The sequence below is a fragment of the Aeromicrobium senzhongii genome (assembly GCF_014334735.1).
Lineage (GTDB): Bacteria > Actinomycetota > Actinomycetes > Propionibacteriales > Nocardioidaceae > Aeromicrobium > Aeromicrobium senzhongii.
In genome coordinates this window covers 72,005-96,584 of the sequence record NZ_CP060587.1, presented here as the reverse complement: position 1 = coordinate 96,584, position 24,580 = coordinate 72,005, and the positions used below count along the sequence as shown (strand labels likewise).

The following is a 24,580-nucleotide window of genomic DNA, read 5'->3' as shown; positions in this document are numbered from 1 at the left end:
CTCTCCGTCTCAGTCGCCCTGCGGGGTGCCGAGGTGATGACCGATCGTCCGTAGTCCCGCCACGTCGTGGACGTCCGTGTCCAACGCCGGCACCGGGACGATCTCGACGTTCCCGTGCGCGGCACTGAACCGCTCGCGCAGCCGGTTCTCGCGCTCGGCCAGTCGCATCCGCTCGGCGTGCACGTCGAGCAGCTCCGCCGTCCGGCGCTCCGCCGCCTTCCCCCCGGCCAGTCGCGGCGCCGCGGACTCGGCGTCCACCGCGCTGACACCGGCGGCCGCCTCGTCGTGCACGCGGTTCACGACCAGGCCAGCCAGCGGCATGTCGTCGGCCGCGAGCCGTTCGACGAAGTAGGCCGCCTCGCGCATCGCCGCGGCCTCCGGCGCGGCGATGACCAGGAACGCGGTGCCCTCGGCCTGCAACAGCGAGAAGGTCGCCTCGGCCCGCTGACGGAACCCGCCGAAGAGCGTGTCGAAGGCCGCGATGAAGGTCTGCATGTCGGTGAGCACCTGCGCACCGAGCACCTTGTTGAGGGCGCCCGTCACGATCCCCAGTCCCGCCGACAGCATCCGCGCCGGGCCCCGGGCCGGCGCCAGCATCAGCCGGATGAACCGGCCGTCGAGCAGCGAGGACAGCCGCTCGGGCGCGTCCAGGAAGTCCAGTGCGGACCGCGACGGCGGCGTGTCCACGACGATCAGGTCCCAGCGGCCCTCGGCGTGCAACTGGCCCAGCTTCTCCATCGCCATGTACTCCTGCGTGCCCGCGAACGAGCTGGACAGGGCGACGTAGAAGGGGTTGCTCAGGATCTCGGCGGCCTTCTCGGGCGAGGCGTGGGCCTCGACGACCTCGTCGAAGGTCGTCTTCATGTCGAGCATCATCGCGTCGAGCGAGCCGCCGGCCGACGTGTCGATCCCGGCGACCGGACGCGGGGTGTTGTCGAGCTCGAGCAGGCCCAGCGACTGCGCCAGCCGGCGCGCCGGGTCGATCGTCAGCACGCAGACCGTGCGTCCCTGCTCGGCGGCACGCAGCGCCAGCGCGGCGGCCGTCGTGGTCTTGCCGACACCGCCGGCGCCGCAGCACACCACGATGCGGGTCTGCGGGTCGCCAATCAGCCCGTCCACGTCGATGCGCACCGGCTCGTGGGCCGAGGAGATCCGGCGCTCGGTGCGCGGACGGCGCTCGCGGGGGGTCGTGGTCGCGCGGCCGCTCATCGGGCGTCCTCCACCAGAGGAGCCAGCGTGTCGGCCAGATCCTGCAGGGCGCCCAGGTCGATTCCGCCGGTCAGCATCGGCAGGCTCAGGTGCGGCCGTCCGCAGCTCTCGATAATCGCCCGCTGCTCGTTCTGCAGCCGTTGCCGCTCGACGTGCCCGAACCCGTCGGCGACGAGCGTCGCCGCGGCCTGGCGCGGGAGTCCGACACGCTCGAGCACGGGAGCGACGGCCTTGGCGTCGAGGCGGCCGGCCTCGAGCGCCTCGACCGTGTCCGGCGAGAGCAACGAGGGGCGCACCAGGTTCACGACCACGTGGCCGACCGGCAACCCCGCCCGGGTGAGCTCCGCGATGCCGTCGAGGGTCTCCTGCACGGGCATCTCCTCCAGCACCGTGACCAGGTGCACGGCCGTCTGCGGGCTGCGCATCATCGTCATGATCGATTCGGACTGGGTCTTGATCGGGCCGACCTTGGCCAGCCCGGCGACGTCGTCGTTGACGCCCAGGAAGCGGGTGATCCGGCCCGTGGGCGGCGCGTCGACGACCACGGCGTCGTAGACGAAGTCCGAGGACTTGTCCTTCGTGCGTCGCCGCGCGGCCTCGTAGACCTTGCCGGTCAGCAGCACGTCGCGCACGCCCGGCGCGATCGTCGTCGCGAAGTCGATGACGCCGAACTTGTCGAGCGCCCGCCCGGCCCGGCCGAGCCGGTAGTACATCTGCAGGTACTCCAGCAGCGCAGCCTCGGGATCGATCGCGAGCGCGTGGACGTGACCGCCGGAATCGCTCGTGGCGATGCGGCGCTCCTCGTAGGGCAGCGGCGGCACGTCGAAGAGCTGGGCGATCCCCTGGCGGCCCTCCACCTCGCACAGCAGCACCTTCTTGCCCTGGTCGGCCAGGGACAGCGCGAGGGCGGCGGCCACGGTCGTCTTGCCGGTGCCGCCCTTGCCGGTCACGACGTGCAAGGGGGTCGAGTTCGCCACGCCGTCGAGACTACCGAGGGTCGGGCCCTCGCGTCGGTCGAGAAGCCGTCGTGGTTCCGGCGATACAGTCGGGCCATGACCAAGTGGGAATACCTGACGGCACCTGTGCTCGTCCATGCGACCAAGCAGATCCTCGACAACTTCGGACGCGACGGCTGGGAGCTGGTGCAGATCGTCCCGGGCATGAACCCGGAGAACCTCGTGGCCTACTTCAAGCGGCCGGTGGCTTGATCATGGGCGCCGTCGTCGAACGCCTCGCATCGATGGGGCTGACCGTTCCCGACGTCGCCGCTCCCGTGGCGTCGTACGTGCCCGCGTTGCGCAGCGGGTCGCACGTCTTCACGTCCGGCCAGCTGCCGTTCGTCGACGGCGCCCTGCCGGCCGTGGGCAAGGTCGGCGCCGAGGTGTCGCCCGAGGACGCCCACGAGTACGCCCGCCTGTGCGGCCTCAACGTCATCGCGGCCATCAACTCGATCGCCGACCTCGACACGGTCGTGCGCGTCGTCAAGGTCACCGTCTTCGTGGCCAGCGCCCCCGACTTCACGGGGCAGCCCGGCGTGGCCAACGGCGCCAGCGACCTGCTCGCGGCGGCCTTCGGCGCCGCCGGGTCGCACACCCGCAGCGCGGTCGGCGTGGCCGTCCTGCCGTTGAACTCGCCCGTCGAGGTGGATGCGATCGTCGAGGTGGCCTGACGTGCTGGTGCCCGTCCCGCCGAAGGCCCTGAAGCGGCTCGAGACCTTCGACCCGGCCGACGCCGTCCAGCCCAAGGACGCCGCCACGATCGCGGTCGTCCGCGACGGTGAGGCCGGACTGGAGGCGTTCCTCATGCGCCGCCAGGCCTCGATGGCGTTCGCGGCGGGCATGTACGTGTTCCCCGGTGGCGGCGTGCAGGACGACGATGGCGAGCCGATGACGTGGGTCGGGCCGGAACCCGAGGAGTGGGCCGTCCGGTTCTCGTGCGATCCGGAGCTGGCCCGGCGCCTGGTCGTCGCCGCCGTGCGCGAGACCTTCGAGGAGACCGGCGTGTTGCTGGCCGGCCCCGACGAGCACTCGATCGTGGGGGACACCACCGATCTGGCCGGGGCCCGCGACGAGCTCGAGGCGAAGAAGATGTCGTTCGCGCAGTTCCTCGCCGACGAGAAGCTCGTGCTGCGCGCCGACCTGCTGGGCGCGTGGGCGCACTGGATCACCCCGGCGCTCGAGCCGCGCCGTTACGACACCCGCTTCTTCGTCGCCGCCCTGCCCGAGGGTCAGCGGATCGGCACCGTCAGCACCGAGGCGGACAAGTCGTTGTGGGCGCCCCTGGCGGACGTTCTCGCGCTGGTCGATGCCGGCCGGGCGGCCATGATGCCGCCCACCGCCGTGACCTGCCGCGAACTGGCACCCCTGGCCGCCGGCGACGTGCTGACGGCCTCGGCCGAGCGGACCATCAAGCCCATCGAGCCCCGGTTCGTCCGGGTGGACGGTCAGTGGTGGCTCGACATCGATCGTGAGGAAGAGCTGTGACCACCTCCGTGACGCCCCGCGCGTCGTTCATCCTGGCCGACAACCCCGGGATCATGACGCTCGACGGCACGAACACGTGGATCCTGCGCGAGCCGGGCGCCGACCGCGCGGTCGTGGTCGATCCGGGGCCCGACCTGGCGGAGCACGTCGACGCCGTCGTGGCCGCCGCCGGCGAGGTCGCCCTGGTGCTGTTCACCCACCACCACTGGGACCACACCGACGCCCTCGAATCGATCGTCCGGGCCACCGGCGCGCCGACCCGGGCGATCTCGCCCGACTACACCCGCTCGGCCGATCCCCTGCGCGACGGCGAGACCCTCGAGGTCGACGGGCTCACGATCGAGGTGGTGACCGCGCCCGGTCACACGAAGGACTCGGTCGCGTTCCTGCTGCCGCAGGACCGGGCGTTGCTGAGCGGCGACATGGTCCTGGGTCGCGGCACCACCGTGGTCGCTCATCCCGACGGCGCCCTCGGCCCGTACCTGGACTCGATGCGGCGGTTCCGTGCGCTGGTCGCAGACGGGCAGGTCGAGACGATCCTGCCGGGTCACGGACCCGTGATCGACGACCCCGGCGCCGTCCTGGACTTCTACCTCGCCCACCGCGAGGAGCGCCTCGAGCAGGTGCGGTCCGCCATGGCCGCCGGCGCCGTCAGCGCACGTGAGGTGGTCGAGAAGGTCTATGCCGACGTCGACCCGGTCCTGTGGGACGCGGCCGAGCTGTCCGTGCGCGCCCAGCTGGAGTACCTGCGGGGGTGACGGTTTACCACGGGACCGTGGTAAACACGCGCCTCCCCAAGGAAACTTCCTTGGGGAGGCGGTGAACTACCACGGGACCGTGGTAAACCGACGTGGGTCAGCGCGAGCGGCGCTTGAGACGCTCAAGGTCGAGGATGATGACCGAGCGGGGCTCGAGCCGCAGCCAGCCGCGCGACGCGAAGTCGGCCAGCGCCTTGTTGACCGTCTCGCGCGAGGCGCCGACGAGTTGCGCCAGCTCCTCCTGCGTGAGGTCGTGGTTGACGTGGATGCCGTCGTCGGCCTCGCGGCCGAAGCGGGCGGCCAGGTCGAGCAGCGCCTTGGACACGCGACCGGGCACGTCGGAGAAGACCAGGTCGCCGACGACCTCGTTGGTGCGGCGCAGGCGGCCGGCCAGCTGGTTCAGCAGCGCGTACGCCACGTCGGGGTGCGACTGCAGGACCGGGTTGAGCGCGCTGTGACCGAGGCTGCGCAGCTCGACGTCGGTGACGGCCGTGGCCGTCGCGGAGCGGGGGCCGGGATCGAAGAACGACAGTTCGCCGAACATCTGTCCGGGGCCGAGGATCGCGATCAGGTTCTCGCGGCCGTCGACCGAACGGCGGCCCAGCTTGACCTTGCCCTCGATGACGACGTAGAGCTGATCGCCCTCGTCGCCCTCGCCGAACAGGACCTCGCCGCGGCGCAGTGACACCGCGGACATGGAGGACTCGAGGGCGCCGGAGGCGTCGTCGTCGAGGCCGTTGAACAGAGGGGCTTGGCGCAGAACTTCATCGGTCACTCTCCTAGTTTCCCACATGCAACCCAGATCACACGTACGATGTCTGCATGCGGGTGTGCCGTGTCCGGATACGGTGTTAGCGTGCCCGCCGATCCGAGCCCCGCGACCCCCCGTCCGGCGACCTCGTTGGTACGGCGTGCACGCAAGATCGACCGGGTGCTCGCCGCGACCTATCCCGACGCCCACTGCGAGCTCGATTTCGACAATCCGTTCCAGCTGCTGGTGGCCACGGTGCTCTCCGCGCAGACCACCGACCGGCGCGTCAACGCGATCACCCCGGCGCTCTTCGCCGCCTATCCCGATGCCGCTGCACTCGCCGGGGCCGACCGCACGGCGATCGAGGAGATCATCCGCCCCACGGGGTTCTTCCGTGCCAAGACCGAGAGCATCATGGGACTGTCCTCGGCCCTGGTCGAACGGTTCGACGGCGAGGTGCCGGCCCGCCTGTCCGACCTCGTCTCCCTGCCGGGCGTGGGTCGCAAGACCGCCAACGTCGTCCTGGGCAACGCGTTCGGCATCCCCGGGATCACCGTCGACACCCACTTCGCCCGGCTGGTCCGCCGCTGGGAGTGGGTCGACGAGGCGACCGCGAAGGATCCGGTCAAGACCGAGCACGCCGTGGCGGCGCTCTTCCCCAAGCGCGACTGGACGATGCTGTGCCAGCGCGTGATCTGGCACGGCCGCCGCCGCTGCCATGCCCGTACGCCAGCCTGCGGCGCGTGCCCCGTCGCCCACTGGTGCCCCTCGTACGGCATCGGCCCCACCGACCCGGAGATCGCCGAGGCGCTGGTCACCACCCAGGGACCCGCATGACCCAGACTCCCCCCACGTCGCTGCCGGACTGGCTGCGACCGCTCGCCGACCTGCTCGGCTCCGTCGAGGCCGAGCAGCTCGCTCCCCGGTTCCCCCACCCGCCGGCCGACGCCCGGCCCGCCGCGGTCCTGATGCTCTTCTCCGAGGGCGAGCGAGGCCGCGAGCTGCTGCTGACCGAGCGCGCGGCCACGCTGCGCAACCACGCCGGCCAGATCTCGTTCCCCGGCGGCAAGCAGGACGACACCGACCGCGACCCCGTGCACACCGCGCTGCGCGAGGCCGAGGAGGAGGTCGGACTGGACCCGAGCGAGGTCGTCGTCTTCGGCACGCTGCCCACGCTGTGGCTGCCGCCGAGCAACCACGCGGTCACGCCCGTCCTGGGCTACTGGACGAACCCGCACCCGCTGACCGCCCACAGCCCCGACGAGGTCGAGCAGGTCCTGCCGACCTCGCTGGACCTGCTGCTGGACCCGGAGCGCCGGTTCAGCGTCGTCCACCCCTCCGGGTGGACCGGACCCGCCTTCGACATCGGCGCGGAGACCCCGCTGTGGGGCTTCACCGCCGGCATCATCTCCCGACTCTTCGAGCGCCTGGGGTGGGAACGCCCGTGGGACGCCACCCGAACCCGACCCCTGCCGGAGTGACATGAACTGGCTCGATCTCGTCCTGATCACGACGTTCGTGGTCTACGCCTACGCCGGCTGGGTCCACGGGTTCGTCTCGAACGTCTTCTCCGGCGGTGGCCTGCTGCTCGGCTTCCTGCTCGGCATCGCCCTGGCGCCGCGGTTCTTCACCCAGGGGTCCGGTGACGCCCTGTCGGCGGTCATGTCGATCGTGTTCGTGTTCGTCGTCGCCGCCGTGGGCAACTTCACCGGCAGCATGATCGGCCGCTCGCTGCGCATCCGCCGAGGCCCGGGGCGCGCGATCGACGCCGTGCTCGGAGCCGCCTTCGGCACCAGTGTCGTGATGGCCGCGTCCTGGGCGCTGGGCTACGCGGTGAGCGCGTCGACGCTGCCGTACGTCAGCGCGGCGGTTCGCGACTCGACGGTCCTGCAGCGCGTCGACCAGCTCATGCCGCAGCGCGCGGGCGAGGCCCTCCAGGCCTTCACCGACACGCTCACCGGCGACGTCTTCCCCCGGTACCTCGACCCGTTCGAGACCGAGATCATCCCCGCCACCGAGCCGCCGGACGACAAGACGCTGGCGCTGAAGTCGGTCCGTGCCGCCCGGGACAGCGTGGTGCGCGTGCTCGGTGAGGCGGAGTGCAACCGCACCATCGAGGGCTCGGGCTTCGTCATCGCCCGTGACCGGATCATGACCAACGCGCACGTCCTGGCCGGGGTGGACGAGCCCACCGTCACGGTGGGCAACCGCCGGTACGACGCACGGCCGGTGTGGTTCGATCCCGATCTCGACCTCGCCGTCGTCGACGTCCCCGGACTGGACGCGAAGCCCCTCCGCTTCGAGACCGGCGCCCAGCAGGGTGACCCCGCCGCCGTCCTCGGATTCCCCGAGAACGGTCCGTTCGACGCGCGGTCCGCGCGAATCCGTGGCCGACTGGACCTGAAGGGTCCCGACATCTACGGGAACGGCCGCGTGTCGCGCGACGTCTTCTCCATCCGCTCGCTCGTCCGGTCGGGCAACTCCGGCGGGCCACTGATCTCGACGAAGGGCGAGGTGATCGGAGTGATCTTCGCGGCGTCCATCTCCGACCCGGAGACCGGTTACGCGGTGACCGCGGCCGAGACGATCCCGATCGCCCGGGCCGCGGCGCGGGCCGAGGCCACGGTGTCGACGGGCCAGTGCGCCTGATGCGCACCGTCGCGACCGCCCTGCTGTGGTGCGTGGCCACGGCGGCCACCTTCGTCGGCATCGGCGCGGGCTGGACGGCCACGCACGTCCAGAGCGAGAGCGGCTTCGTCGACCTGGTCTCGCAGGTCGGCGACGACCGGCAGGTCCAGCGGGCGGCCGCCGACACTGCCGGCGAGGCGTTCGCGGACCGGACCGGGCTGACCGGCGTCCTGCACGACCGGATCGCGGACGTCGTCCGCGACGGGGTGCTGCGCCTGACGGACTCCCCGGACTGGGACAAGGCGTGGGCCGAGGTGGCCCGCGACACGCACCAGCGGCTCTACGCCGAGCCGACCCCGAAGAACGTCCGGGCCGACGTCTCCCCCTTGGTGGAGGTCGCCCTCGGCGAGGTCTCGGCGAAGCTGCCCGTCGACCTGCCGCCGCCCGGTGAGCTACTGGTCACCATGAGCGAGAAGGACCCGGCCGACTTCGTGGCTGCGACGTCGCGCGCCAGGGCGACGACGACCGTCGCGGTCGGGACCGCGGTGATCGCCGCCCTGCTGGCGCTCGTGGTGTCGCGACGACGGGGCACCACACTGGCCGCCCTGGGCCTCGGTGCCGTGCTGGCGGCCGCCGCGTGGTGGGTCCTGGGCCGGCTCGCCCTGCCCCGCCTCGTCGACGAGCAGGCCGCCACCACCACCGAGGCGGGTCGCCATCTGCGCGACGAGCTGACCGACCACGTCGTCGCGTCGCTGGACGTGACGTTGATCTGGGTGGCGCTGGGTGGCGCCGCGCTGATCGTGGTGGGACTGGTCAGCCGCGCGCGGCGGTCTTGACGCGGTTCCCCGCCGCGTGGTTGCCGGGCTTGAGCGCCGACGGCAGCTGACGCGCCGTGCCGATGGACTTCTCGGGCACCCGGATCTTCTTGAACCGCGACCACGCCACGAGCAGCAGGACCACGGCCACGAGCAGGTAGAACACCGTGACGATGAGGAACGCCCACGCCGCGTGGAGACCGGTCATCGTCAGGAAGTAGGCGATGGTGACGGAGCCGAGGATCAGCACGAGCAGCAGCAGGAACGCGGCAGCCGCGACGAGCGCTGCGCCGATGCCGCCGGCCTTCACGCTGACGCGCAACTCGGACTTCACCAAGGCGATCTCGTGCTGGACGATCGACGACAGGTCGCGGGTCACATCTGCGACGAGTCGTCCGATCGTGGGGTCGTCCGTGGGCTTCGTCATGGTGTGAGCGTACCCAAATCCCGCCGGGGCAGCCCTTCGTGGCCACCCCGGCGGGCGCGGGGGTCCCGCTGGGGTCATTCCTGGTCGGCCGCGGGCTTCTTCAGTCCGGCGGTGATCAGCTCCATGACGGACGAGTCCGCCAGGGTGGTCGCGTCGCCGACCTCGCGGTTCTCGGCGACGTCACGCAGCAGCCGCCGCATGATCTTGCCCGAGCGCGTCTTGGGCAGCTCGGGGACGACGATGATCTGGCGCGGCTTGGCGATCGGCCCGATCTCCTTGGCGACGTGGTCGCGCAGCGCGGCGATGTGCTCATCGGTGGACTCCGCTGCGGACTCGCGCAGGATGACGAAGGCCACGACGGCCTGTCCCGTCGTGTCGTCGGTGGCGCCCACGACCGCGGCCTCGGCGACGGTGGGGTGCGAGACGAGCGCCGACTCGATCTCGGTGGTCGACAGGCGGTGGCCCGAGATGTTCATGACGTCGTCGACGCGCCCCAGCAGCCAGATGGCGCCGTCCTGGTCCTTCTTGGCGCCGTCACCGGCGAAGTACATGTTCGGGAAGCGCGCCCAGTAGGTGTCCTTGAAGCGCTGGTCGTCGCCCCAGATCGTGCGGAGCATGGCCGGCCACGGCTCGGTGAGCACGAGGTAGCCGCCCTCGCCGTTGCCGACGGGGTTGCCCGCGTCGTCGACGACCTCGGCGCTGATGCCCGGCAGCGGGCCCATCGCCGATCCCGGCTTGGCGGCGGTGACGCCCGGCAGCGGGCTGAGCATGTGCGCACCGGTCTCGGTCTGCCACCACGTGTCCACGACGGGCGTGCGGTCGCCGCCGATGTTCGTGCGGTACCAGACGTACGCCTCGGGGTTGATGGACTCACCGACCGAGCCGAGGATGCGCAGCGTCGAGAGGTCGTACTGCGCGGGGATGTCGTCGCCCCACTTCATGAAGGTGCGGATCGCGGTGGGGGCGGTGTAGAAGAGCGTCACGCCCTTCTCCTGGATGATCTCCCACCAGCGGCCCTTGTGCGGGGTGTCGGGCGTGCCCTCGTAGAGGACCTGCGTCGCCGCGTTCGCGGTCGGCCCGTAGGCGATGTAGGAGTGTCCGGTGACCCAGCCGACGTCGGCGGTGCACCAGAAGACGTCGGTGTCCCGCTTGTGGTCGAACACCGCGTCGAAGGTGTACGCGCACTGGGTCAGGTAACCGCCGCTGGTGTGCAGGATGCCCTTCGGCTTGCCGGTCGTGCCGGAGGTGTACATGACGTACAGCGGGTGCTCGGCGTCGAAGGCCTGCGGCTCGTGCTCGGTCGAGGACTCGTCGACCACCTCGTGCCACCAGACGTCGATGTTCTCGTCGAAGGCGACGTCCTCACCGGTGCGGCGCACCACCAGCACGTTCTCGACCGGGCTGGCGTCGCCGAGCTTCGCGATCGCCTCGTCCACCGCCGGCTTGAGCGCCGACGGGGCGCCGCGACGGTAGCCGCCGTCGGCGGTGACGACCAGCTTCGCCTCGCAGTCCTCGACCCGGCTGGCCAGGGCGTCGGAGCTGAAGCCGCCGAACACGACGGTGTGCGGGGCGCCGAGGCGGGCGCACGCCAGCATCGCGACGACGGCCTCGGGGATCATCGGCAGGTAGATCGCCACGCGGTCGCCGGCCTCGATGCCGAGCTCCTCCATCGCGTTGGCGGCCTTGCAGACCTCGTCCTTGAGCTGGGCGTAGGTGATGTCCCGCGTGTCGCCGGGCTCGCCGACGAAGTGGATCGCGACCTTGTCGCCCAGTCCGTTCTCGACGTGCCGGTCGACGCAGTTGTACGCGACGTTGAGCTTGCCGCCGACGAACCACTTCGCGAACGGCGGGTTCGACCAGTCCAGGACGTCGGTGAACGGAGTGTCCCAGGTCAGCCGGCCGGCCTGCTCACCCCAGAAGCCGAGGCGGTCCGCCGCGGCGCGGTCGTAGGCGTCGGCCTTGACGTTGGCGTTCGCGGCCAGTTCCGCCGGGGGCTCGAAGATGCGGTCCTCGGTGGCGAGGTTGTCGATGCCGGTCTGAGTCACGGGTGGGCCTCCTGGGCGGGATGCGGTGTGTCGCGGGTCACCATTGTGGACGACTCCACCGTGCCCCATCCCCACCGGTGTGCGCCAGCACACACCGCTGAGCGGCTCCTGCGCTGCGGTGAACGGTGCCGGCTCAGTCCAGCCAGCGACGGAGCTCGGCCGCGAGGCCGTCCTCCTCGACGGCACCCGTGACGTCGTCGGCGGCCGCCTTGAGCTCGTCGGGGGCCTGACCCATGGCGACGCCACGGCCGGCCCACTGGAGCATCTCGAGGTCGTTGTTCCCGTCGCCGACGGCGAGCACGTCGGCGGCGGTCAGCCCCATGCGGTGGCACACGACGTCCAGCCCGGAGGCCTTCGAGACGCCCTCTGGCGCCAGGTCGAGCCACGCCGTGTAGCCGATGTAGTAGTTCGTGCCCTCGAGGCCGAGGTCCTCCACGAGCGAGGAGAACTTGTCGCGGTCGTGGTCGGGGGCGCGCACGACGACGCGGGTCACCGGCTGGGACACCATGCGCTCGACCTCGTCGAGGATGATGTCGCCGCTGATCTCTCCGTGCGGGAAGGCGCGGTTCACGCGGTACCCCACGCCGACCTCCTCGACCGCCACGAGCGCCTCGGGCACGCGCTCCAGGACGCGGCGCACGGCCTCACGGGCGTCGAAGGTCGTGGTGTGGACGACCTCGAACGGGTCGACCTCGAACACCACCGAGCCGTTGCTGGCCACGCCGAGACCCTCGCGGAAGCCCAGCTTGTCGAGCACGTCGTAGACGCCCGGCACCGCGCGTCCGGTGGCGATGACCACGGGGATCCCCTGCTCGCGCAGGGCCAGGATCGCGTCCTTGACCGCGGGGCTCAGCTGGTTGTCATGGTCGACGATGGTGCCGTCGACGTCGAGTGCGACGAGCCGGGGACGCCACGCCATGGCTCAGCGGTCCCCGACCGGGCGCAGGACCTCGCCCAGGTACGGGTGCAGCGCCGCCGGCAGGCGGACCGAGCCGTCGGCCTGCTGGCCGTTCTCGAGCAGGGCGACGATCGTGCGGGTCATGGCGCACAGCGTGCCGTTCAGCGTCGCCACGTGCGACGTACCGTCCTCGCCGGTCGCGCGCGTGCGGGTGTCCAGCCGGCGTGCCTGGAACTCGGTGCAGTTCGAGGCCGACGAGAGCTCGCGGTACTTCGCCTGGGTCGGGATCCACGCCTCGCAGTCGAACTTGCGGACGGCCGACAGCCCGAGGTCGCCCGCCGCCACGTCGATGACCCGGAAGGGCAGCTCGAGCTTCTCCAGCCACGCCTTCTCCCAGCCCAGCAGCCGCTCGTGCTCGGCGGCCGCCTCCTCGAGCGTCGTGTAGACGAACATCTCGACCTTGTCGAACCAGTGCACGCGGAAGATGCCCCGCGTGTCCTTGCCGTACGAGCCGGCCTCGCGCCGGAAGCACGGGCTGAAGGCGGCGTAGCGACGCGGCAGCGACTCGGTGGGGAGGATCTCGCCACCGTGATAGGCCGCGAGCGGCACCTCAGAGGTGCCCACGAGGTACAGGTCGTCCTTCTCCAGGTGGTAGACGTCGTCGGCGGCCTGGCCCAGGAACCCGGTGCCCTCCATCGCCTGCGGCTTGACCAGCGCGGGCGGGATCATCGGCGTGAAGCCCCAGTCGGCGGCGGTCTTCATCGCCAGCTGCACGAGCGCCAGCTCCAGCTGCGCGCCGACGCCGGTCAGGTAGTAGAACCGCGAGCCGCTGACCTTGGCGCCGCGCTCGACGTCGATCGCACCGAGCATCTCGCCCAGCTCGAGGTGGTCGCGCGGCTCGAAGCCCTCGGCGGCGAAGTCGCGGGGCGTGCCGATCTCCTCCAGCACGACGAAGTCGTCCTCGCCGCCGGGCGGCGCGTCGACGGTGGGGTTGGGAAGCGTCTTCAACAGGTCCTCGAACGCCCGGGCGGTCTCGGCCTGGGCGGCTTCCGCGGCCTTGACCTCGACGCTGAGCTCCTTGGTGCGGGCCAGCAGAGCCTGCTTCTCCTCACCTTGGGCCTTCGGGATCTGCTTGCCGAGCTGCTTCTGCTCGGAGCGGACCGCCTCGAAGGCCACGATGGCGGCGCGACGGGCCTCGTCGGCCGCGATCAGGTCGTCGACGAGCTGGGACGACTCGCCGCGACGCTCCTGGGCGGCTCGCAGCAGGTCGGCTTCGTCACGCAACAGTCGGGGATCGATCACCCCGCCAGCCTAGCGAGGCGCGACCGGCCGAGCTGTCGCGGCGCGGTTACGCTTGGCGGGCGCCACACCGACGAGAGGACTGCCGTGACGATCGACCTGCGCCGTGCCGACGGTGACCGGCCGTTCATCCCCACCCTCCTGATGGCGGTCGAGGCGGTCCTGTTCGTCCTTCTGACGGTGCTCGTCACCACCACGTGGCGGCCCCTGATCGACCTCGACCAGAACGTGGCCGAGTGGGCGTACGACGTCACGGACGGACGCCCGTGGCTCGTGGACGTGCTGGACATCGCCGCGACCGTGACCAGCAACTGGAGCGTCGGCGTGGCGCTGGCGATCCTGGCCGGCCTGCTGTGGTGGCGCAACGAGCGCCTGCTGGCGATCTGGGTCGTGGTCAGTGCCGTCGTGGTGCTGGGCGGCAACGCCCTGATCAAGCTGGTCGTCCGGCGTGAGCGCCCCGTCTGGGACCTGCCCCTGCACGAGATCGGCGGCCACTCGTTCCCCAGCGGTCACTCCGCCGGCGCCGGCCTCTTCTTCACGGTGCTCGCCCTGCTGACGATCGTCCTGACCGGGCGCGGTCTGCGCCGGCGACTGTTGCTGACGCTGTGGATCGTCCTCGCACTGGTGGTCGCGGCCGACCGTGTCTTCCTGGGGGTGCACTTCCTCAGCGACGTGACGGCCGGCCTGTGCTTCGGCAGTTTCGTCCCGCTGTTGCTGTGGCGGCTGACGGTCAGCGGCAGTGGCCGGGCCCCGGCCGAGACCGCCGTCCTGACCGGCTCCGGCCAGCGCCGCGCCGCCGTGGTGCTGAACCCGGTCAAGGTCGGTGACGTCGAGGACTTCAAGACCAAGGTGCGCCAGGTGGGCGCGCTGCACGGGTGGGGCGAGCCGCGGTGGTTCGAGACCACCGTCGAGGACCCGGGCCACGGGCAGACCCGTGCCGCCCTGGACGCGGGCGTCGACCTCATCATCGCCGCGGGCGGCGACGGGACGGTCCGCTCCGTGTGCGAGGAGGCCACCCGCTCCGGTGTGGCGATCGGCGTGCTGCCGCTGGGCACGGGCAACCTGCTGGCCCGCAACCTCGACATCCCCGTCAACACCCGCGATGCGCTCGACGTGGTCTTCGGCGGACAGGACCGCGCGATCGACCTGGCCAGCTTCTCGACCGACGGCGGCACCGAGACCTCGTTCCTGGTCATGGCGGGCCTGGGCATGGACGCGATGATCATGACCGGCGTCAACGAGGACCTCAAGAAGCGCGTGGGCTACCTCGCGTACTTCCTGTCGGGCCTCAAGGCGGTCACCTTCCCGCGCACCAAGGTCGCCATCACGCTCGACAACGATCCGCCGCGGCACTTCCGCGCCCGCACGGTCGTGATCGGCAACGTGGGATTCCTGCAGGCGGGCATCCCGCTGCTGCCCGAGGCCCAGATCGACGACGGGGTGCTCGACATCGTGGTCGTCGCCCCGAAGCGCTTCATCGGCTGGCTGTCGATCGTGGCCCGCGTGCTGATGCGTCGCAAGTCCAACGACGAGCGGCTGGCGCGGCTGTGCGCCCAGAAGGTGCACATCCGCGCCGAGAAGCCCGTGCCGATGCAGTTGGACGGCGACCCGGTCGGCGAGTTCCAGGAGATCACCGCCCAGGTCCACCCCGGCGTCGTGCTGGTGCGGGTTCCCGCCAGCCTCGCCCCGGCGCCGTAGCCGGCGTCAGCTTCCCGGGACGATCGCCGTGATCACGGTGCCGTCCGCGCGGCGACGCCCGGCGACCGGCTGCGGGGTCCCTTCGATGTGCGGACCCTGCCCGTCGAGCGGGACCAGCGTCGGATCGCCCGGCGAGACCTTGACCGTGCGGCCCCGCACGCTGAAGACCGGGTCGACCAACTCACCCAGCCCGTTCGGCTGCTGCTCCTCGATGAACAGCTCCAGCTCGTTCTGACGGACCGTCACTCGCACGCGGGTGCCCTGGATCGTGAGGCGGTAGATCAGCTCGTCCCACGCCTCGGGGAGCCTGGGGTCGAGCGTGAACTCGCCCTGGTGGTCGCGGAAGCCGCCGAAGCCGCAGGCCAGGACGCTCCAGATGCCGCCGGTCGAGGCGACGTGCACGCCGTCGGTCGCGTTCTTGTGCCGGTCGGCCAGGTCGACGAACAGGGCGCCGAGGAAGTAGCGGTAGGCCAGGTCGCGGTACCCGACCTCGGCGGCGATGATCGACTGCACGACCGCGGACAACGTGGAGTCGCCGGTGGTGATCGGGTCGTAGTACGCGAAGTTGGCGCGCTTCTGCTCGTTGGTGAAGTGGTTGCCCTGCAGGTACAGCGCCAGGACCACGTCGGCCTGCTTGATCACCTGGAACCGGTAGATGACCAGCGGGTGGTAGTTCAACAGCAGCGGCCGCTTCTCCAGCGGGGTGTTGTCGAGGTCCCACACCTCGCGCTCGAGGAAGTGCTGGTCCTGCGGGTGCACCCCGAGTGCCTCGTCGAACGGGATCGCCATGTTGCGCGCCGCCCGCTCCCAGTCGCCGACCTCGTGGTCCTTCAACCCCAGCCGGACGACCATGCGGTCGTAGGCCATCGAGTCGCGCTGACTGAGCAGCTTCACCGACTGGGCGGCCGCAGCCAGGTTGAACCGGGCCATGACGTTGGTGAAGAGGTTGTCGTTGACGACTGTCGTGTACTCGTCGGGGCCGGTGACGCCGTGGATGTGGAAGGTGCCGACCTCCTCGTCACGCCAGAAGCCCAGGTCCACCCACATCCGGGCCGTCTCGACGAGGATGTCGATCCCCTGACGGAACATGAAGTCCTCGTCGGAGGTGGCGAGGTAGTACTGCGCCACGGCATACGCGATGTCGGCGTCGATGTGGTACTGCGCCGTACCGGCGGCGAAGAAGGCAGAGGCCTCCTCCCCGTTGATGGTGCGCCAGGGGAACAGGGCCCCGGACTGCGACATCTCGTGGGCTCGCTTGCGGCCGGCGTCGAGCAGGCTGTACCGGAAACGCAGGGCGTTCCGCGCGTGGTCGGGGTTCGTGTAGGTCAGGAACGGCAGGACGTAGACCTCGGTGTCCCAGAAGTAGTGGCCGCTGTAGCCCGACCCCGTGAGGCCCTTCGCCGGGATGCCCGCACCCTCGGCGCGGGCGCTGGCCTGGGCGACCTGGAACAGGTTCCACCGGATCGCCTGCTGGACCTCCACGTGGCCGGGGACCTCGACGTCGGAGCGCTTCCAGAAGTCCTCGAGCCAAGCCCGCTGGTCGTCGTACTGCTTCTGGACGCCCTCATGGAAGGCGCGGTCGAGCGTGCGGCGGCACCGGTCGACCAGTTCGCGCGCCGGAACGCCGCGGGAGGTGTGATAGGCGACCAGCTTGGTCAGCCGGATCGGCACGCCGGGCTCGGCGGCGATCCGGTACGTCACCTTGGCGAGGTCGTCCTCGACCTGGACCGTCGTGTCGCTGAGGTTGTCGGTCACCAACTCGTGGTCGGCCGCGACCGCGAGCGTCATGCCGCTGTCGTAGCACCGGAACCCCAGGGCCACGCGGCCCTCGTCGGCGTCGCCCCAGCGGTACTTCGGCTCGAGCACACGGCGGTCGAAGCCCTCGGACTTGCGGGGATCGTGTCCTTCACCCATCGCCTTGGAGCGGACGTGGTACTCGTCCTCGCCGTCCTGGCGGTTGAGGATCTGCGAGGACAGCGCGATCGGGGCGCTGGCGTCGAGCATCGTGACCTCGAACTCCAGCACGGCCAGGTGCCGCTGGGCGAACGAGACCATGCGCGTCGCGACGACCTTCACCAGCTTGTTCGACGGGGTGCGCCACAGGATCTCGCGGCGCAGGACCCCGTCGCGGAAGTCCAGGGAGCGCTCGTACTCGAGCAGGTCGGCGACGCTGAGCAGCAACGGCTCGTCGTCGACGTACAGCCGGATGACCTTGGCGTCGGGAACGTTGACGATGGTCTGGCCGACACGGGCGAACCCGAACGCCTCCTCGGCATGGTGGATCGGCCATGTCTCGTGGAAGCCGTTGATGAAAGTGCCGTGGGTGTGGGAGTCACGGCCCTCGGTGACGTTGCCGCGCATGCCCAGGTAGCCGTTGGCCACCGAGAACAAGGTCTCGGCCACGCCCAGGTCGGTCTGGTCGGGGTGCGTCTCGACCAGTCGCCACGGATCGACGGGCCACCGGGAGCGGTCGAGGAAGTCGGCGGTCTCCGGCGCCTCGTGCCAGCTCACAGCAACTCCGCCAGGTCGGACACGACGACGTCCGCGCCGTTCTCGCGCAGGACGTCGGCCCCGGCGCCCCGATCGACGCCGACCACCAGTCCGAAGTCACCGGCTGCGCCGGCCTGCACGCCCGAGACCGCGTCCTCGAGGACGACGGAGCGCTTCGAGGCGACGCCGAGTCGCTCGGCGGCGATGAGGAAGGTGTCGGGTCTGGGCTTGCCCGCGATGTGCTCGGCGGCGGCGACCTCGCCGTCGACGACCACCTCGAAGCGGTCGGCCAACCCGGCCGCCGCCAGCACGGGCCGCGCGTTGCGCGAGCTCGACACGAGGGCCGACTTCACGCCGCGCTCCTCGAGCGCGTCGAGCAGGGCGATCGAGCCGGGGTACGCCTCGACACCCTCGGTGCGCAGCACCTCGGAGAAGTAGTCGTTCTTGCGGTTGCCCAAGCCGCAGACCGTCTCGGCGGACGGGTCGTCGGAGGGGTCCCCGTGGGGGAGCTCGATTCCTCGGGACCCGAGGAACGAGGCGACACCCTCGTAACGCGGCTTCCCGTCGACGTAGGCGAAGTAGTCCGCCTCCGTGTAGGGGTCGACGTCCCGGCCCTGCAGGAAGTCGGTGAACATCCTGGCCCAGGCCAGTTGGTGCACGCGAGCGGTCGGAGTGATCACTCCGTCGAGATCGAACAACGCGGCGTCATAGTCGTTCCAGTCCACGTCTTCCAGCCTAGGCTGCCCACATGACAACCGCGTGAATGCGGGTGCACCCGCGTGCGTTGGGCGACGAGAACCCCACGGATTCCAGTCAGCGGATGGTGACCTGACGGCTGATCAGCTCGCGCCGTGCCGTCCGCTCGTCGCTGCTGAGCTCGTCGGTGCGGCTCTTCGCCTCGTCCAGCACGGCGGCGAAGTCGGGCACCGCCGCGTCCAGCTCCGCGGCACCGACGCCGTCGAGCTCCCACACCGGCACGAGCAGGCCGTGCGCCCGGAAGATCCCGATCAGCTCGGTGCCCTCGCCCAGCGAGTCCTTCCCGGCGGCGCGCAGGCGAGCGAAGGCGTCCAGCAGCGGTCCCTCGTCGTCGAGCATGATCCAGCGCAGGTAGGAGTGGTCGCCCATGTCCGTGACGTACGCGGAGTCGGTGGCCGTCAGCTTGGTGGTGGGCGCGATCGTGGCGTTGGCCTCCTCCAGGGCGGCCGCAGCGGCGGACGAGTCACGGTCCTGCTCGACGAGCCACCAGTCGAAGCCGTCGTGCAGCTCGACCTCGAAGTCGCTGTCGGGGTCGATGAGGTCCTGCAGGCGCGCCCCGACGCCCGGCGCCGTCATGCGGATCGGGGTGCCCGGCTCGGTCTCGCGGGCGATCTCGATGACGTGGGCCAGGTCGCGGCTGATGTCGCCGTGGTTGTGCATGACCTGCAGACCCACCCAGATCTCGCCGTCGGGACGGACGAGTCCGGCACCGGCGCCGGGCAGCAACGAGCAGATCCGGACGGTGCCGCCGTCGCGCAGGCCGACCGTCGCCGTGGCGGACGGCACGAACTCACGCAGGGCGACCCAGTCACCCTCCGACGGCAGTCCCTCGAAGGTGCGCGCGACGAATGGCATGCGCTGCTTGGCCGGCTTGGTACGCCTCGACTTCTTGCCCATGACCGACACGCTATCCGCCCGCCGCAGCGGGCCGGTGATCAGGCCAGCGCGAGCTCGGCGCGCACGCAGGTGCCGCCGGTCAGGTCGACCGACCACTTGTCGGCGACCCGGCTGATGATCGACAGGCCACGACCGCCGAGGGAGTCCTCGTCGAACGGGCGGGGCACCATCTCGGTGCAGTGGCCGGCGTCGCGGACGCTGAGGTTGAGCAGACCGTCGTCGATGCTCCAGGAGATCTCCATCGTGCCGTCCTGGTCGGGCGTGCCGTGCGCGACGGCGTTGGCGATCATCTCGCTCAGCACGATCAGGGCGTTGTCGATGACCGGGGAGTCGATCCGGTTGATGGTCAAGAATGCGGCCAGCTTCGTGCGGGCGATGCCCGGGGTGGAAGACTCGAATGGCAGTCGCACCACATCGCGACTGTGCACCATCTGTCCCCCTTTCGATTCCCCCGGCAGGTGACCTGCAGCCTCATGCGAGGGCGCGCCTTCGCCGGCGCGCACCCGTGGCTACTAACAATTAACCATTCAACCGCCACCGTTTCAAGGCCCTCCCGGAGGTCCACCGTCTCATGACCGACCACGAACTCACGCGTCTCGAGCCCACCGAGGTGCCCGATCCGGTCCCGGCCGAGTGGATCGTGCTCGACGTGCGCGAGCCGTTCGAGTGGGCCGGGGGACACCTGCCCGGGGCGCTCCACATCCCCCCTCGGCGACCTGCCGTTCCGGGTCGATGAGCTCGACCCCGAGCGCCCCGTCCTGGTCGTGTGCCACCTCGGCCAGCGCTCGGCGCACGCCGCCGCGTGGCTGACCCACCGCGGTCACGAGGCGATCAACCTCGAGGGCGGGATGGACGCGTGGGAGGCGGCGGGCCGCACCGTCGTGACCTGACGGACGCCCCCGATTGCACCGGGGCACACGGAGTGCAAGACTGCACTCCGTGTCGAAGAGTGCAATGCAACTGCGTCGGGAGCGAACCCTCCTGACGATCACGCGCTGCGCTCGCGAGCTGACGCAGGAGCGCGGACTCGACGGCTTCACCATGGACCAGCTGGCCGAACGGGCGGGCGTCTCGCGACGCACCCTGTTCAACTACGTGCCGGGCAAGGTCGACGCCGTGCTCGGTCCCGAGCACGAGGTGGAGCCCGACCTGCTGGAGACCTTCCGGGCCGGCGGGCCGACCGGTCGGCTCCTGGTGGACGTGAAGGAGATCGTGCGCGCGACCGTGGCGGCCGACTCCCCGGACCCCGCCGAGATCGACGCGATCCGGCGCCTGCTGTGCAGCGACCCCCGCCTGATGACCGCCGTGCACGAGCGCTTCGTCGAGAAGTCGCGGCTGCTGTCCGAGGCGATCACCCGCCGCGAGGGCCGGGCGATCGAACCGCTCACCTTGCGTCTGCTGAGCGCCGTCGTCGTCACCGTGTGCGATGCCGCCCTCGACGAAGCTCTCGCCACACCGACCCGGACGTTCGCGGAGTGCCTCGACCTCGCCTTCGACACCACGAGCTCGCTGTTCGAGCCGGCTCACACCTGACCACCACCATCCCCGACCCCCCACCCCAGGAGACGACCGCCGCATGGCAACCCTGCTCTATCGACTCGGCAAGACCGCCTACCGGCGCTGGCCGATCTTCCTCGCCGGCTGGCTGGTGGCCCTCGTGGGCCTCGGCGCCGTCGCGGGTTACCTGTCCAAGCCCATGTCCAACACCTTCTCGATCCCCGGCATCGAGTCGGTCGAGGCCGCCGAGCTGCAGCAGGAGCTCTTCCCCGCCGCGGCCGCCGTCGACGCGCCCAGCGCCACGATCGTCGTGGCCGCCCCGGAGGGCGAGAAGCTCGCACAGGAGCCGCAGGCGGCCGCGGTGGCATCGCTCGTCGCCGACATCGCCTCGATCGAGGACGTCAAGGAGGGCGTCGTCGGTCCCGTCGAGGCCGCGGCCGGCCTCGAGGGGCAGGTGACCTCGGGCATCGATCAGGCACAGGCCCAGGCGAAGGACGCCGGCCAGCCGTTCGACCGCGACGCGGCGCTGGCCCAGGCGCAGTCGCAGATCCGTGCCGCCACACCGCTGTCCGAGGACGGCCGGGTCGGCACGATCGCGTTCACGTTCGACGTGCCCACGGTCCTCGAGGTCACGCCCGAGATGCAAGATGCCGTCACGGCCGCGATGGACGACGCCCGTGACGCGGGATTGACCGTCGAGGTCTCCGGGTCGGCCATGCAGGCGATGGAGCCCGCGGGCGCCTCGTCCGAGTTGATCGGCATCGCGCTGGCGCTGGTGATCCTGGCGCTGACCTTCGGCTCGCTCGTGGCGGCCGGCATGCCCATCGTCACGGCCGGCATCGGCGTGGGCATCGGCATCACCGCCATCACCGCGATGACCGCCATCACCGAGGTCCCGTCCAGCACGACCGCCCTGGCCAGCATGCTGGGGCTGGCGGTCGGCATCGACTACGCGCTGTTCATCCTGGCGCGCTACCGCAACGAGCTCGACCACACCGACGACCGCGAGGAGGCCATCGGTGTCGCGGTCGGAACCGCCGGCTCCGCCGTCGTGTTCGCCGGCCTGACGGTGATCATCGCGCTCGTCGCGCTCAGCGTCGTCGGGATCTCGTTCCTGACCGCCATGGGCCTGGGCGCCGCGGCGACCGTCACCGTCGCGGTGCTCGTCGCCCTCACACTGCTGCCGGCCATCCTGGGCCTGCTGAAGTCCAAGGCGTTCGGCGGCACGTTCCGCCGGTACCGCCCGGCGCGCGAGGCCAACGGCCACATCCTCAACAACGGCGTCCGCTGGGCGCGGTTCCTGCGCAAGGCGCCGCTGGCCTGGGTGCTGCTCGTCGTCGTGGGTCTGGGTGTGCTCGCCGTTCCGGTCAAGGACATGCACCTGGCGCTGCCCACCGACAGCACGGCGGCGAAGGACACCACCCAGCGCAAGGCGTCCGACCTCGTCACCGAGGCCTTCGGCCCGGGCCGGTTGTCACCGATGCTGTTGGTCGTCGACGCCCGTGGCGTGGAGGACCCGCAGGAGCAGCAGGCGGCCTACCAGGCCGTCACGGCGTGGGCGAGCGGTCAGGACGACGTCGCCAACGCGATGACGGCCGCAGCCAACGACAAGGGCGCGATGATCCTCATCCAGCCGTCCACCGGCGCCGAGGACACCGCGACCGAGGAACTGCTGGAATCGTTGCGCGACGGCGAAGAGGCGATCGAGGAGCAGACGGGCACCACCGTCGGCGTCACCGGCCTGACGGCCATCCAGGCGGACGTCTCGCAGATGCTCGCCGACGCGCTGCCGCTCTACCTGGCCATCGTCATCGGCCTGGCCTTCGTGCTGCTCGTCATGGTGTTCCGGTCGCTGCTGGTGCCACTGACCGCCACCTTGGGATTCCTGCTCTCGGTCATGGCGACCCTGGGTGCGACGGTCGCGATCTTCCAGGAGGGCCTGTTCGGCTTCTTCCCGGGCCAGCCGATCGTCAGCTTCATCCCGATCTTCCTGATCGGCGTGGTCTTCGGGCTGGCGATGGACTACCAGGTCTTCCTGGTGACCCGGATCCGCGAGGCCCACGTCCACGGCGCGTCCTACCGCGAGGCCGTCGTCGACGGGTTCCGCAACAGCGCCCGCGTGGTGACGGCTGCCGCGCTGATCATGACCGCGGTCTTCGGCGGGTTCATCTTCATGGACGAGCCGATCGTGCAGTCGATGGGCTTCGCGCTGGCCGCCGCGGTGATCTTCGATGCCTTCATCGTGCGTCTCGTGCTGATCCCGGCACTGATGTACCTGATGGGCGAGAAGGCCTGGTACCTGCCGAAGTGGCTGGACCGGATCATCCCCAACGTCGACATCGAGGGCGAGAACCTGCACCGTCCGCACCTGGACGACCACTACAGCAAGGTCTGAGCCGACACGGCGTACGGGCCGCCCTCGGATTCGTCCGAGGGCGGCCCGTCGTCGTCGTGACAGGACCGGCTCAGCGGTCCCACACGCCCGGATCCCCCGGGTAGGACGGCGCGTTGGGCGGGACCTCGGCACGGGGCGGCGGGGCCACGGGGACGACCGGCGCGGGCGGGGCGACCGCCTGCGGCGGCACGCCCGGCGGCACGTAGGGCGGCGGCGGGACCACGCGGTACGCCGGGACAGGAGCCGGCAACGGGGGCAGCGATGGCCTCAGCCGCTGGAGGTCGCCCCGGCGGGCGGACCACTCGACGAGCGCCCAGAAGACCAGGCACATCACGGTCGACGGCACGACCTCGTTGAGGAACCCCGCGCCCTCGCCGCTGGAGTCGACCAGGCCCAGCACGTCGAGGACCATCAGGACGGTGTTGTTCGCGATGTGCAGCCCGATCGCGGCCTCCAGGCCGCCGGTGCGGATCGTCATGACCGCGGCGATGACACCGAACAGGAACACCGAGACCAGGCCCCAGAAGTCGTAGACGTGGCCGGCGGCGAACAGCAGGCTGGTGGCCACGACCGGCACGACGGCCCAGCGGGTCCAGGAGCCGATGAGCTGCATCAGCGCCCCACGGAACACGTACTCCTCGGCGGAGGCCTGGAACGGGACGACGAGCAGCACGACCAGCAGCGACGCGACGGCCCGACCGTCGAGCGACGCGAACTGGACGGAGTCGTCCCCGACCACGGCCGCGACGACCACGGAGAGCCCCAGGGTGACCCCGACGACGAGGAACCCGAGAGCGACGCAGCGGCCGAGCCAGCGCCAGCGCAGGTGGCCCACGACCGAGTGCAGGTACCCGACGTGACGGCGCCACACCACGGCCACCGGCACCAGGACACAGGGGATCAGGGCGGCGATGGTGCCCAGCTGGAACAGCAGCATCCCCGGGTCGTCGATCGCGATGTCCGTGCTGGCCGAGTCGAGCCACGCGTCCGTGTCGGCGCCCGACGCCACCAGGACGATCATCAACACGATGGCCAGACCGACCGAGATCGAGCCGTAGAACACGATTCCCAGCACCGCCGCCACAGGCAGTCGCCAGTGGGCGAAATCGGGCGATTCGCGGGCCAGCCGGTGGTAAGGCGTCACCCCCGCATCCTCACACAACGCACGACGCCCCCGACCCTGTGTGCACAGGGCGGGGGCGTCGGGGCGAAGACTTACTTCGCGGCAGCCTTGAGGCGCGAACCGGCGCTGACCTTCACGCCGAAGCCGGCCGGGATGTCGATGGTCTCGCCGGTGGCGGGGTTGCGACCCGTGCGGGCAGCGCGGGCGACGCGCTCGACCGAGAGCACACCGGGGATGGAGATCTTCTCGCCCTTGGCGACCGAGTCGATGACGAGCTCGGCGAAGGCGGTGACGAACTCGTCGACGTCCTTCTTGGTGCTGCCGGTCTTGGCGGCCAGCTCGGCCACGAGATCGTTGCGGGAAAGTGCCACGATTCTGCTCCTGAAATGGATGTGATGGGTACGTCCAGCA

At 70.7% G+C, this 24,580-nt stretch carries 24 protein-coding genes and 1 pseudogene; 12 read left to right on the top strand and 13 right to left on the bottom strand.

The window, feature by feature from the left end; translation table 11 throughout:
- Positions 1 to 9 precede the first annotated feature (9 nt).
- Both bagB and bagA read right to left on the bottom strand, forming a co-directional pair.
- On the bottom strand, positions 10 to 1,209 hold the full coding sequence (gene bagB / locus H9L21_RS00505; RefSeq protein ID WP_154597208.1) for an ArsA family ATPase: 1,200 nt from the start codon (positions 1,207 to 1,209) through the stop codon (positions 10 to 12).
- Entirely contained in the window at positions 1,206 to 2,186 is a 981-nt protein-coding gene (gene bagA, locus H9L21_RS00500; RefSeq protein WP_255467114.1) for an ATPase BagA, read from the bottom strand. Before bagA ends, bagB begins: the two co-directional genes overlap by 4 nt.
- Positions 2,187 to 2,261: 75 nt before the next feature.
- On the opposite strand from bagA, the gene sp36 reads away from it, so the two are divergent.
- The 4 genes from sp36 to H9L21_RS00480 are packed head-to-tail and all read left to right on the top strand — an operon-like array spanning position 2,262 to position 4,450.
- Entirely contained in the window at positions 2,262 to 2,417 is a 156-nt protein-coding gene (gene sp36 / locus H9L21_RS00495) for a Sp36 family protein (protein ID WP_153302903.1), read from the top strand.
- A gap of 2 nt (positions 2,418 to 2,419) precedes the next feature.
- Positions 2,420 to 2,878: a RidA family protein gene (locus H9L21_RS00490; RefSeq protein WP_154597210.1), complete on the top strand. Its 459-nt coding sequence runs from the start codon at positions 2,420 to 2,422 to the stop codon at positions 2,876 to 2,878.
- Position 2,879: 1 nt separating this feature from the next.
- The gene (locus H9L21_RS00485) at positions 2,880 to 3,692 is read left to right on the top strand and encodes an NUDIX hydrolase (protein ID WP_222865810.1); all 813 of its coding nucleotides are present in this window, start codon (positions 2,880 to 2,882) and stop codon (positions 3,690 to 3,692) included.
- Complete coding sequence (locus H9L21_RS00480) at positions 3,689 to 4,450, top strand: MBL fold metallo-hydrolase (protein ID WP_255467113.1); 762 nt, start codon at positions 3,689 to 3,691, stop codon at positions 4,448 to 4,450. Before H9L21_RS00485 ends, H9L21_RS00480 begins: the two co-directional genes overlap by 4 nt.
- Positions 4,451 to 4,547: 97 nt before the next feature.
- On the opposite strand, the gene H9L21_RS00475 is transcribed toward H9L21_RS00480, so the two are convergent.
- On the bottom strand, positions 4,548 to 5,225 hold the full coding sequence (locus H9L21_RS00475) for a Crp/Fnr family transcriptional regulator (RefSeq protein WP_309221726.1): 678 nt from the start codon (positions 5,223 to 5,225) through the stop codon (positions 4,548 to 4,550).
- Between the two features lie 81 nt (positions 5,226 to 5,306).
- On the opposite strand from H9L21_RS00475, the gene nth reads away from it, so the two are divergent.
- Genes nth through H9L21_RS00455 form a run of 4 tightly spaced genes read left to right on the top strand, consistent with a single transcriptional unit; the run spans position 5,307 to position 8,665 of the window.
- On the top strand, positions 5,307 to 6,038 hold the full coding sequence (gene nth / locus H9L21_RS00470; RefSeq protein WP_255467112.1) for an endonuclease III: 732 nt from the start codon (positions 5,307 to 5,309) through the stop codon (positions 6,036 to 6,038).
- Entirely contained in the window at positions 6,035 to 6,682 is a 648-nt protein-coding gene (locus H9L21_RS00465; RefSeq protein WP_154597213.1) for an NUDIX hydrolase, read from the top strand. The genes nth and H9L21_RS00465 overlap by 4 nt, the downstream gene beginning before the upstream one ends.
- 1 nt (position 6,683) lies before the next feature.
- On the top strand, positions 6,684 to 7,850 hold the full coding sequence (locus tag H9L21_RS00460) for a MarP family serine protease (RefSeq protein WP_154597214.1): 1,167 nt from the start codon (positions 6,684 to 6,686) through the stop codon (positions 7,848 to 7,850).
- Complete coding sequence (locus tag H9L21_RS00455) at positions 7,850 to 8,665, top strand: hypothetical protein (protein ID WP_154597215.1); 816 nt, start codon at positions 7,850 to 7,852, stop codon at positions 8,663 to 8,665. The genes H9L21_RS00460 and H9L21_RS00455 overlap by 1 nt, the downstream gene beginning before the upstream one ends.
- Here the strand turns inward: H9L21_RS00455 and H9L21_RS00450 are convergent.
- The 4 genes from H9L21_RS00450 to serS form a co-directional block, all read right to left on the bottom strand.
- Positions 8,643 to 9,071 (bottom strand): phage holin family protein, encoded by a 429-nt coding sequence (locus H9L21_RS00450; protein ID WP_154597216.1) that lies wholly within the window; start codon positions 9,069 to 9,071, stop codon positions 8,643 to 8,645. The two genes, H9L21_RS00455 and H9L21_RS00450, sit on opposite strands and share 23 nt — an antisense overlap.
- A gap of 74 nt (positions 9,072 to 9,145) precedes the next feature.
- On the bottom strand, positions 9,146 to 11,116 hold the full coding sequence (gene acs / locus H9L21_RS00445; protein WP_187411650.1) for an acetate--CoA ligase: 1,971 nt from the start codon (positions 11,114 to 11,116) through the stop codon (positions 9,146 to 9,148).
- Between the two features lie 133 nt (positions 11,117 to 11,249).
- Positions 11,250 to 12,035 carry an HAD family hydrolase gene (locus tag H9L21_RS00440; protein ID WP_154597218.1) on the bottom strand — a complete coding sequence of 262 codons (786 nt, stop codon included), beginning with the start codon at positions 12,033 to 12,035 and terminating at the stop codon, positions 11,250 to 11,252.
- Between the two features lie 3 nt (positions 12,036 to 12,038).
- Positions 12,039 to 13,316, bottom strand: coding sequence for a serine--tRNA ligase (serS, locus tag H9L21_RS00435; protein ID WP_187411649.1), 1,278 nt, complete (start codon positions 13,314 to 13,316; stop codon positions 12,039 to 12,041).
- Between the two features lie 84 nt (positions 13,317 to 13,400).
- Between serS and H9L21_RS00430 the strand changes: the two genes are divergently transcribed.
- Positions 13,401 to 15,011, top strand: a complete 1,611-nt coding sequence (locus H9L21_RS00430; RefSeq protein WP_154597219.1) for a bifunctional phosphatase PAP2/diacylglycerol kinase family protein — start codon at positions 13,401 to 13,403, stop codon at positions 15,009 to 15,011.
- A 6-nt stretch (positions 15,012 to 15,017) separates the two neighbouring features.
- On the opposite strand, the gene H9L21_RS00425 is transcribed toward H9L21_RS00430, so the two are convergent.
- The 4 genes from H9L21_RS00425 to H9L21_RS00410 form a co-directional block, all read right to left on the bottom strand.
- Positions 15,018 to 17,522 (bottom strand): glycoside hydrolase family 65 protein, encoded by a 2,505-nt coding sequence (locus H9L21_RS00425; RefSeq protein WP_187411648.1) that lies wholly within the window; start codon positions 17,520 to 17,522, stop codon positions 15,018 to 15,020.
- Positions 17,519 to 18,235 carry an HAD family hydrolase gene (locus tag H9L21_RS00420; RefSeq protein WP_154597515.1) on the bottom strand — a complete coding sequence of 239 codons (717 nt, stop codon included), beginning with the start codon at positions 18,233 to 18,235 and terminating at the stop codon, positions 17,519 to 17,521. Before H9L21_RS00420 ends, H9L21_RS00425 begins: the two co-directional genes overlap by 4 nt.
- Positions 18,236 to 18,314: 79 nt before the next feature.
- A complete protein-coding gene (locus H9L21_RS00415; protein WP_154597220.1) occupies positions 18,315 to 19,154 on the bottom strand; it encodes a DUF5926 family protein in 840 nt (279 codons plus the stop codon).
- Positions 19,155 to 19,192: 38 nt separating this feature from the next.
- On the bottom strand, positions 19,193 to 19,567 hold the full coding sequence (locus H9L21_RS00410) for an ATP-binding protein (protein WP_187411646.1): 375 nt from the start codon (positions 19,565 to 19,567) through the stop codon (positions 19,193 to 19,195).
- 158 nt (positions 19,568 to 19,725) lie between these two features.
- On the opposite strand from H9L21_RS00410, the pseudogene H9L21_RS00405 reads away from it, so the two are divergent.
- The 3 genes and pseudogenes from H9L21_RS00405 to H9L21_RS00395 all read left to right on the top strand — a co-directional run bounded on the left by H9L21_RS00405 (position 19,726) and on the right by H9L21_RS00395 (position 23,046).
- Positions 19,726 to 20,044, top strand: a pseudogene (locus H9L21_RS00405) (rhodanese-like domain-containing protein).
- Positions 20,045 to 20,093: 49 nt separating this feature from the next.
- The gene (locus tag H9L21_RS00400; RefSeq protein ID WP_187411645.1) at positions 20,094 to 20,687 is read left to right on the top strand and encodes a TetR/AcrR family transcriptional regulator; all 594 of its coding nucleotides are present in this window, start codon (positions 20,094 to 20,096) and stop codon (positions 20,685 to 20,687) included.
- A gap of 43 nt (positions 20,688 to 20,730) precedes the next feature.
- Positions 20,731 to 23,046 (top strand): MMPL family transporter, encoded by a 2,316-nt coding sequence (locus H9L21_RS00395; RefSeq protein ID WP_154597222.1) that lies wholly within the window; start codon positions 20,731 to 20,733, stop codon positions 23,044 to 23,046.
- Positions 23,047 to 23,116: 70 nt separating this feature from the next.
- Here the strand turns inward: H9L21_RS00395 and H9L21_RS00390 are convergent, their stop codons facing one another.
- The gene (locus H9L21_RS00390; protein WP_154597223.1) at positions 23,117 to 24,190 is read right to left on the bottom strand and encodes a CPBP family intramembrane glutamic endopeptidase; all 1,074 of its coding nucleotides are present in this window, start codon (positions 24,188 to 24,190) and stop codon (positions 23,117 to 23,119) included.
- A gap of 71 nt (positions 24,191 to 24,261) precedes the next feature.
- Complete coding sequence (locus H9L21_RS00385) at positions 24,262 to 24,540, bottom strand: HU family DNA-binding protein (RefSeq protein WP_146826569.1); 279 nt, start codon at positions 24,538 to 24,540, stop codon at positions 24,262 to 24,264.
- Positions 24,541 to 24,580: the final 40 nt, after the last annotated feature.

Excerpts from the sequence above, each read along its gene's own strand:
- bagB (WP_154597208.1), bottom strand. The coding sequence starts at position 1,209 with ATGAGCGGCCGCGCGACCACGACCCCCCGCGAGCGCCGTCCGCGCACC.
- sp36 (WP_153302903.1), top strand. The coding sequence starts at position 2,262 with ATGACCAAGTGGGAATACCTGACGGCACCTGTGCTCGTCCATGCGACC.
- H9L21_RS00490 (WP_154597210.1), top strand. The coding sequence starts at position 2,420 with ATGGGCGCCGTCGTCGAACGCCTCGCATCGATGGGGCTGACCGTTCCC.
- H9L21_RS00465 (WP_154597213.1), top strand. The coding sequence starts at position 6,035 with ATGACCCAGACTCCCCCCACGTCGCTGCCGGACTGGCTGCGACCGCTC.
- H9L21_RS00460 (WP_154597214.1), top strand. The coding sequence starts at position 6,684 with ATGAACTGGCTCGATCTCGTCCTGATCACGACGTTCGTGGTCTACGCC.
- H9L21_RS00455 (WP_154597215.1), top strand. The coding sequence starts at position 7,850 with ATGCGCACCGTCGCGACCGCCCTGCTGTGGTGCGTGGCCACGGCGGCC.
- H9L21_RS00450 (WP_154597216.1), bottom strand. The coding sequence starts at position 9,071 with ATGACGAAGCCCACGGACGACCCCACGATCGGACGACTCGTCGCAGAT.
- H9L21_RS00440 (WP_154597218.1), bottom strand. The coding sequence starts at position 12,035 with ATGGCGTGGCGTCCCCGGCTCGTCGCACTCGACGTCGACGGCACCATC.
- H9L21_RS00415 (WP_154597220.1), bottom strand. The coding sequence starts at position 19,154 with ATGGGCAAGAAGTCGAGGCGTACCAAGCCGGCCAAGCAGCGCATGCCA.
- H9L21_RS00395 (WP_154597222.1), top strand. The coding sequence starts at position 20,731 with ATGGCAACCCTGCTCTATCGACTCGGCAAGACCGCCTACCGGCGCTGG.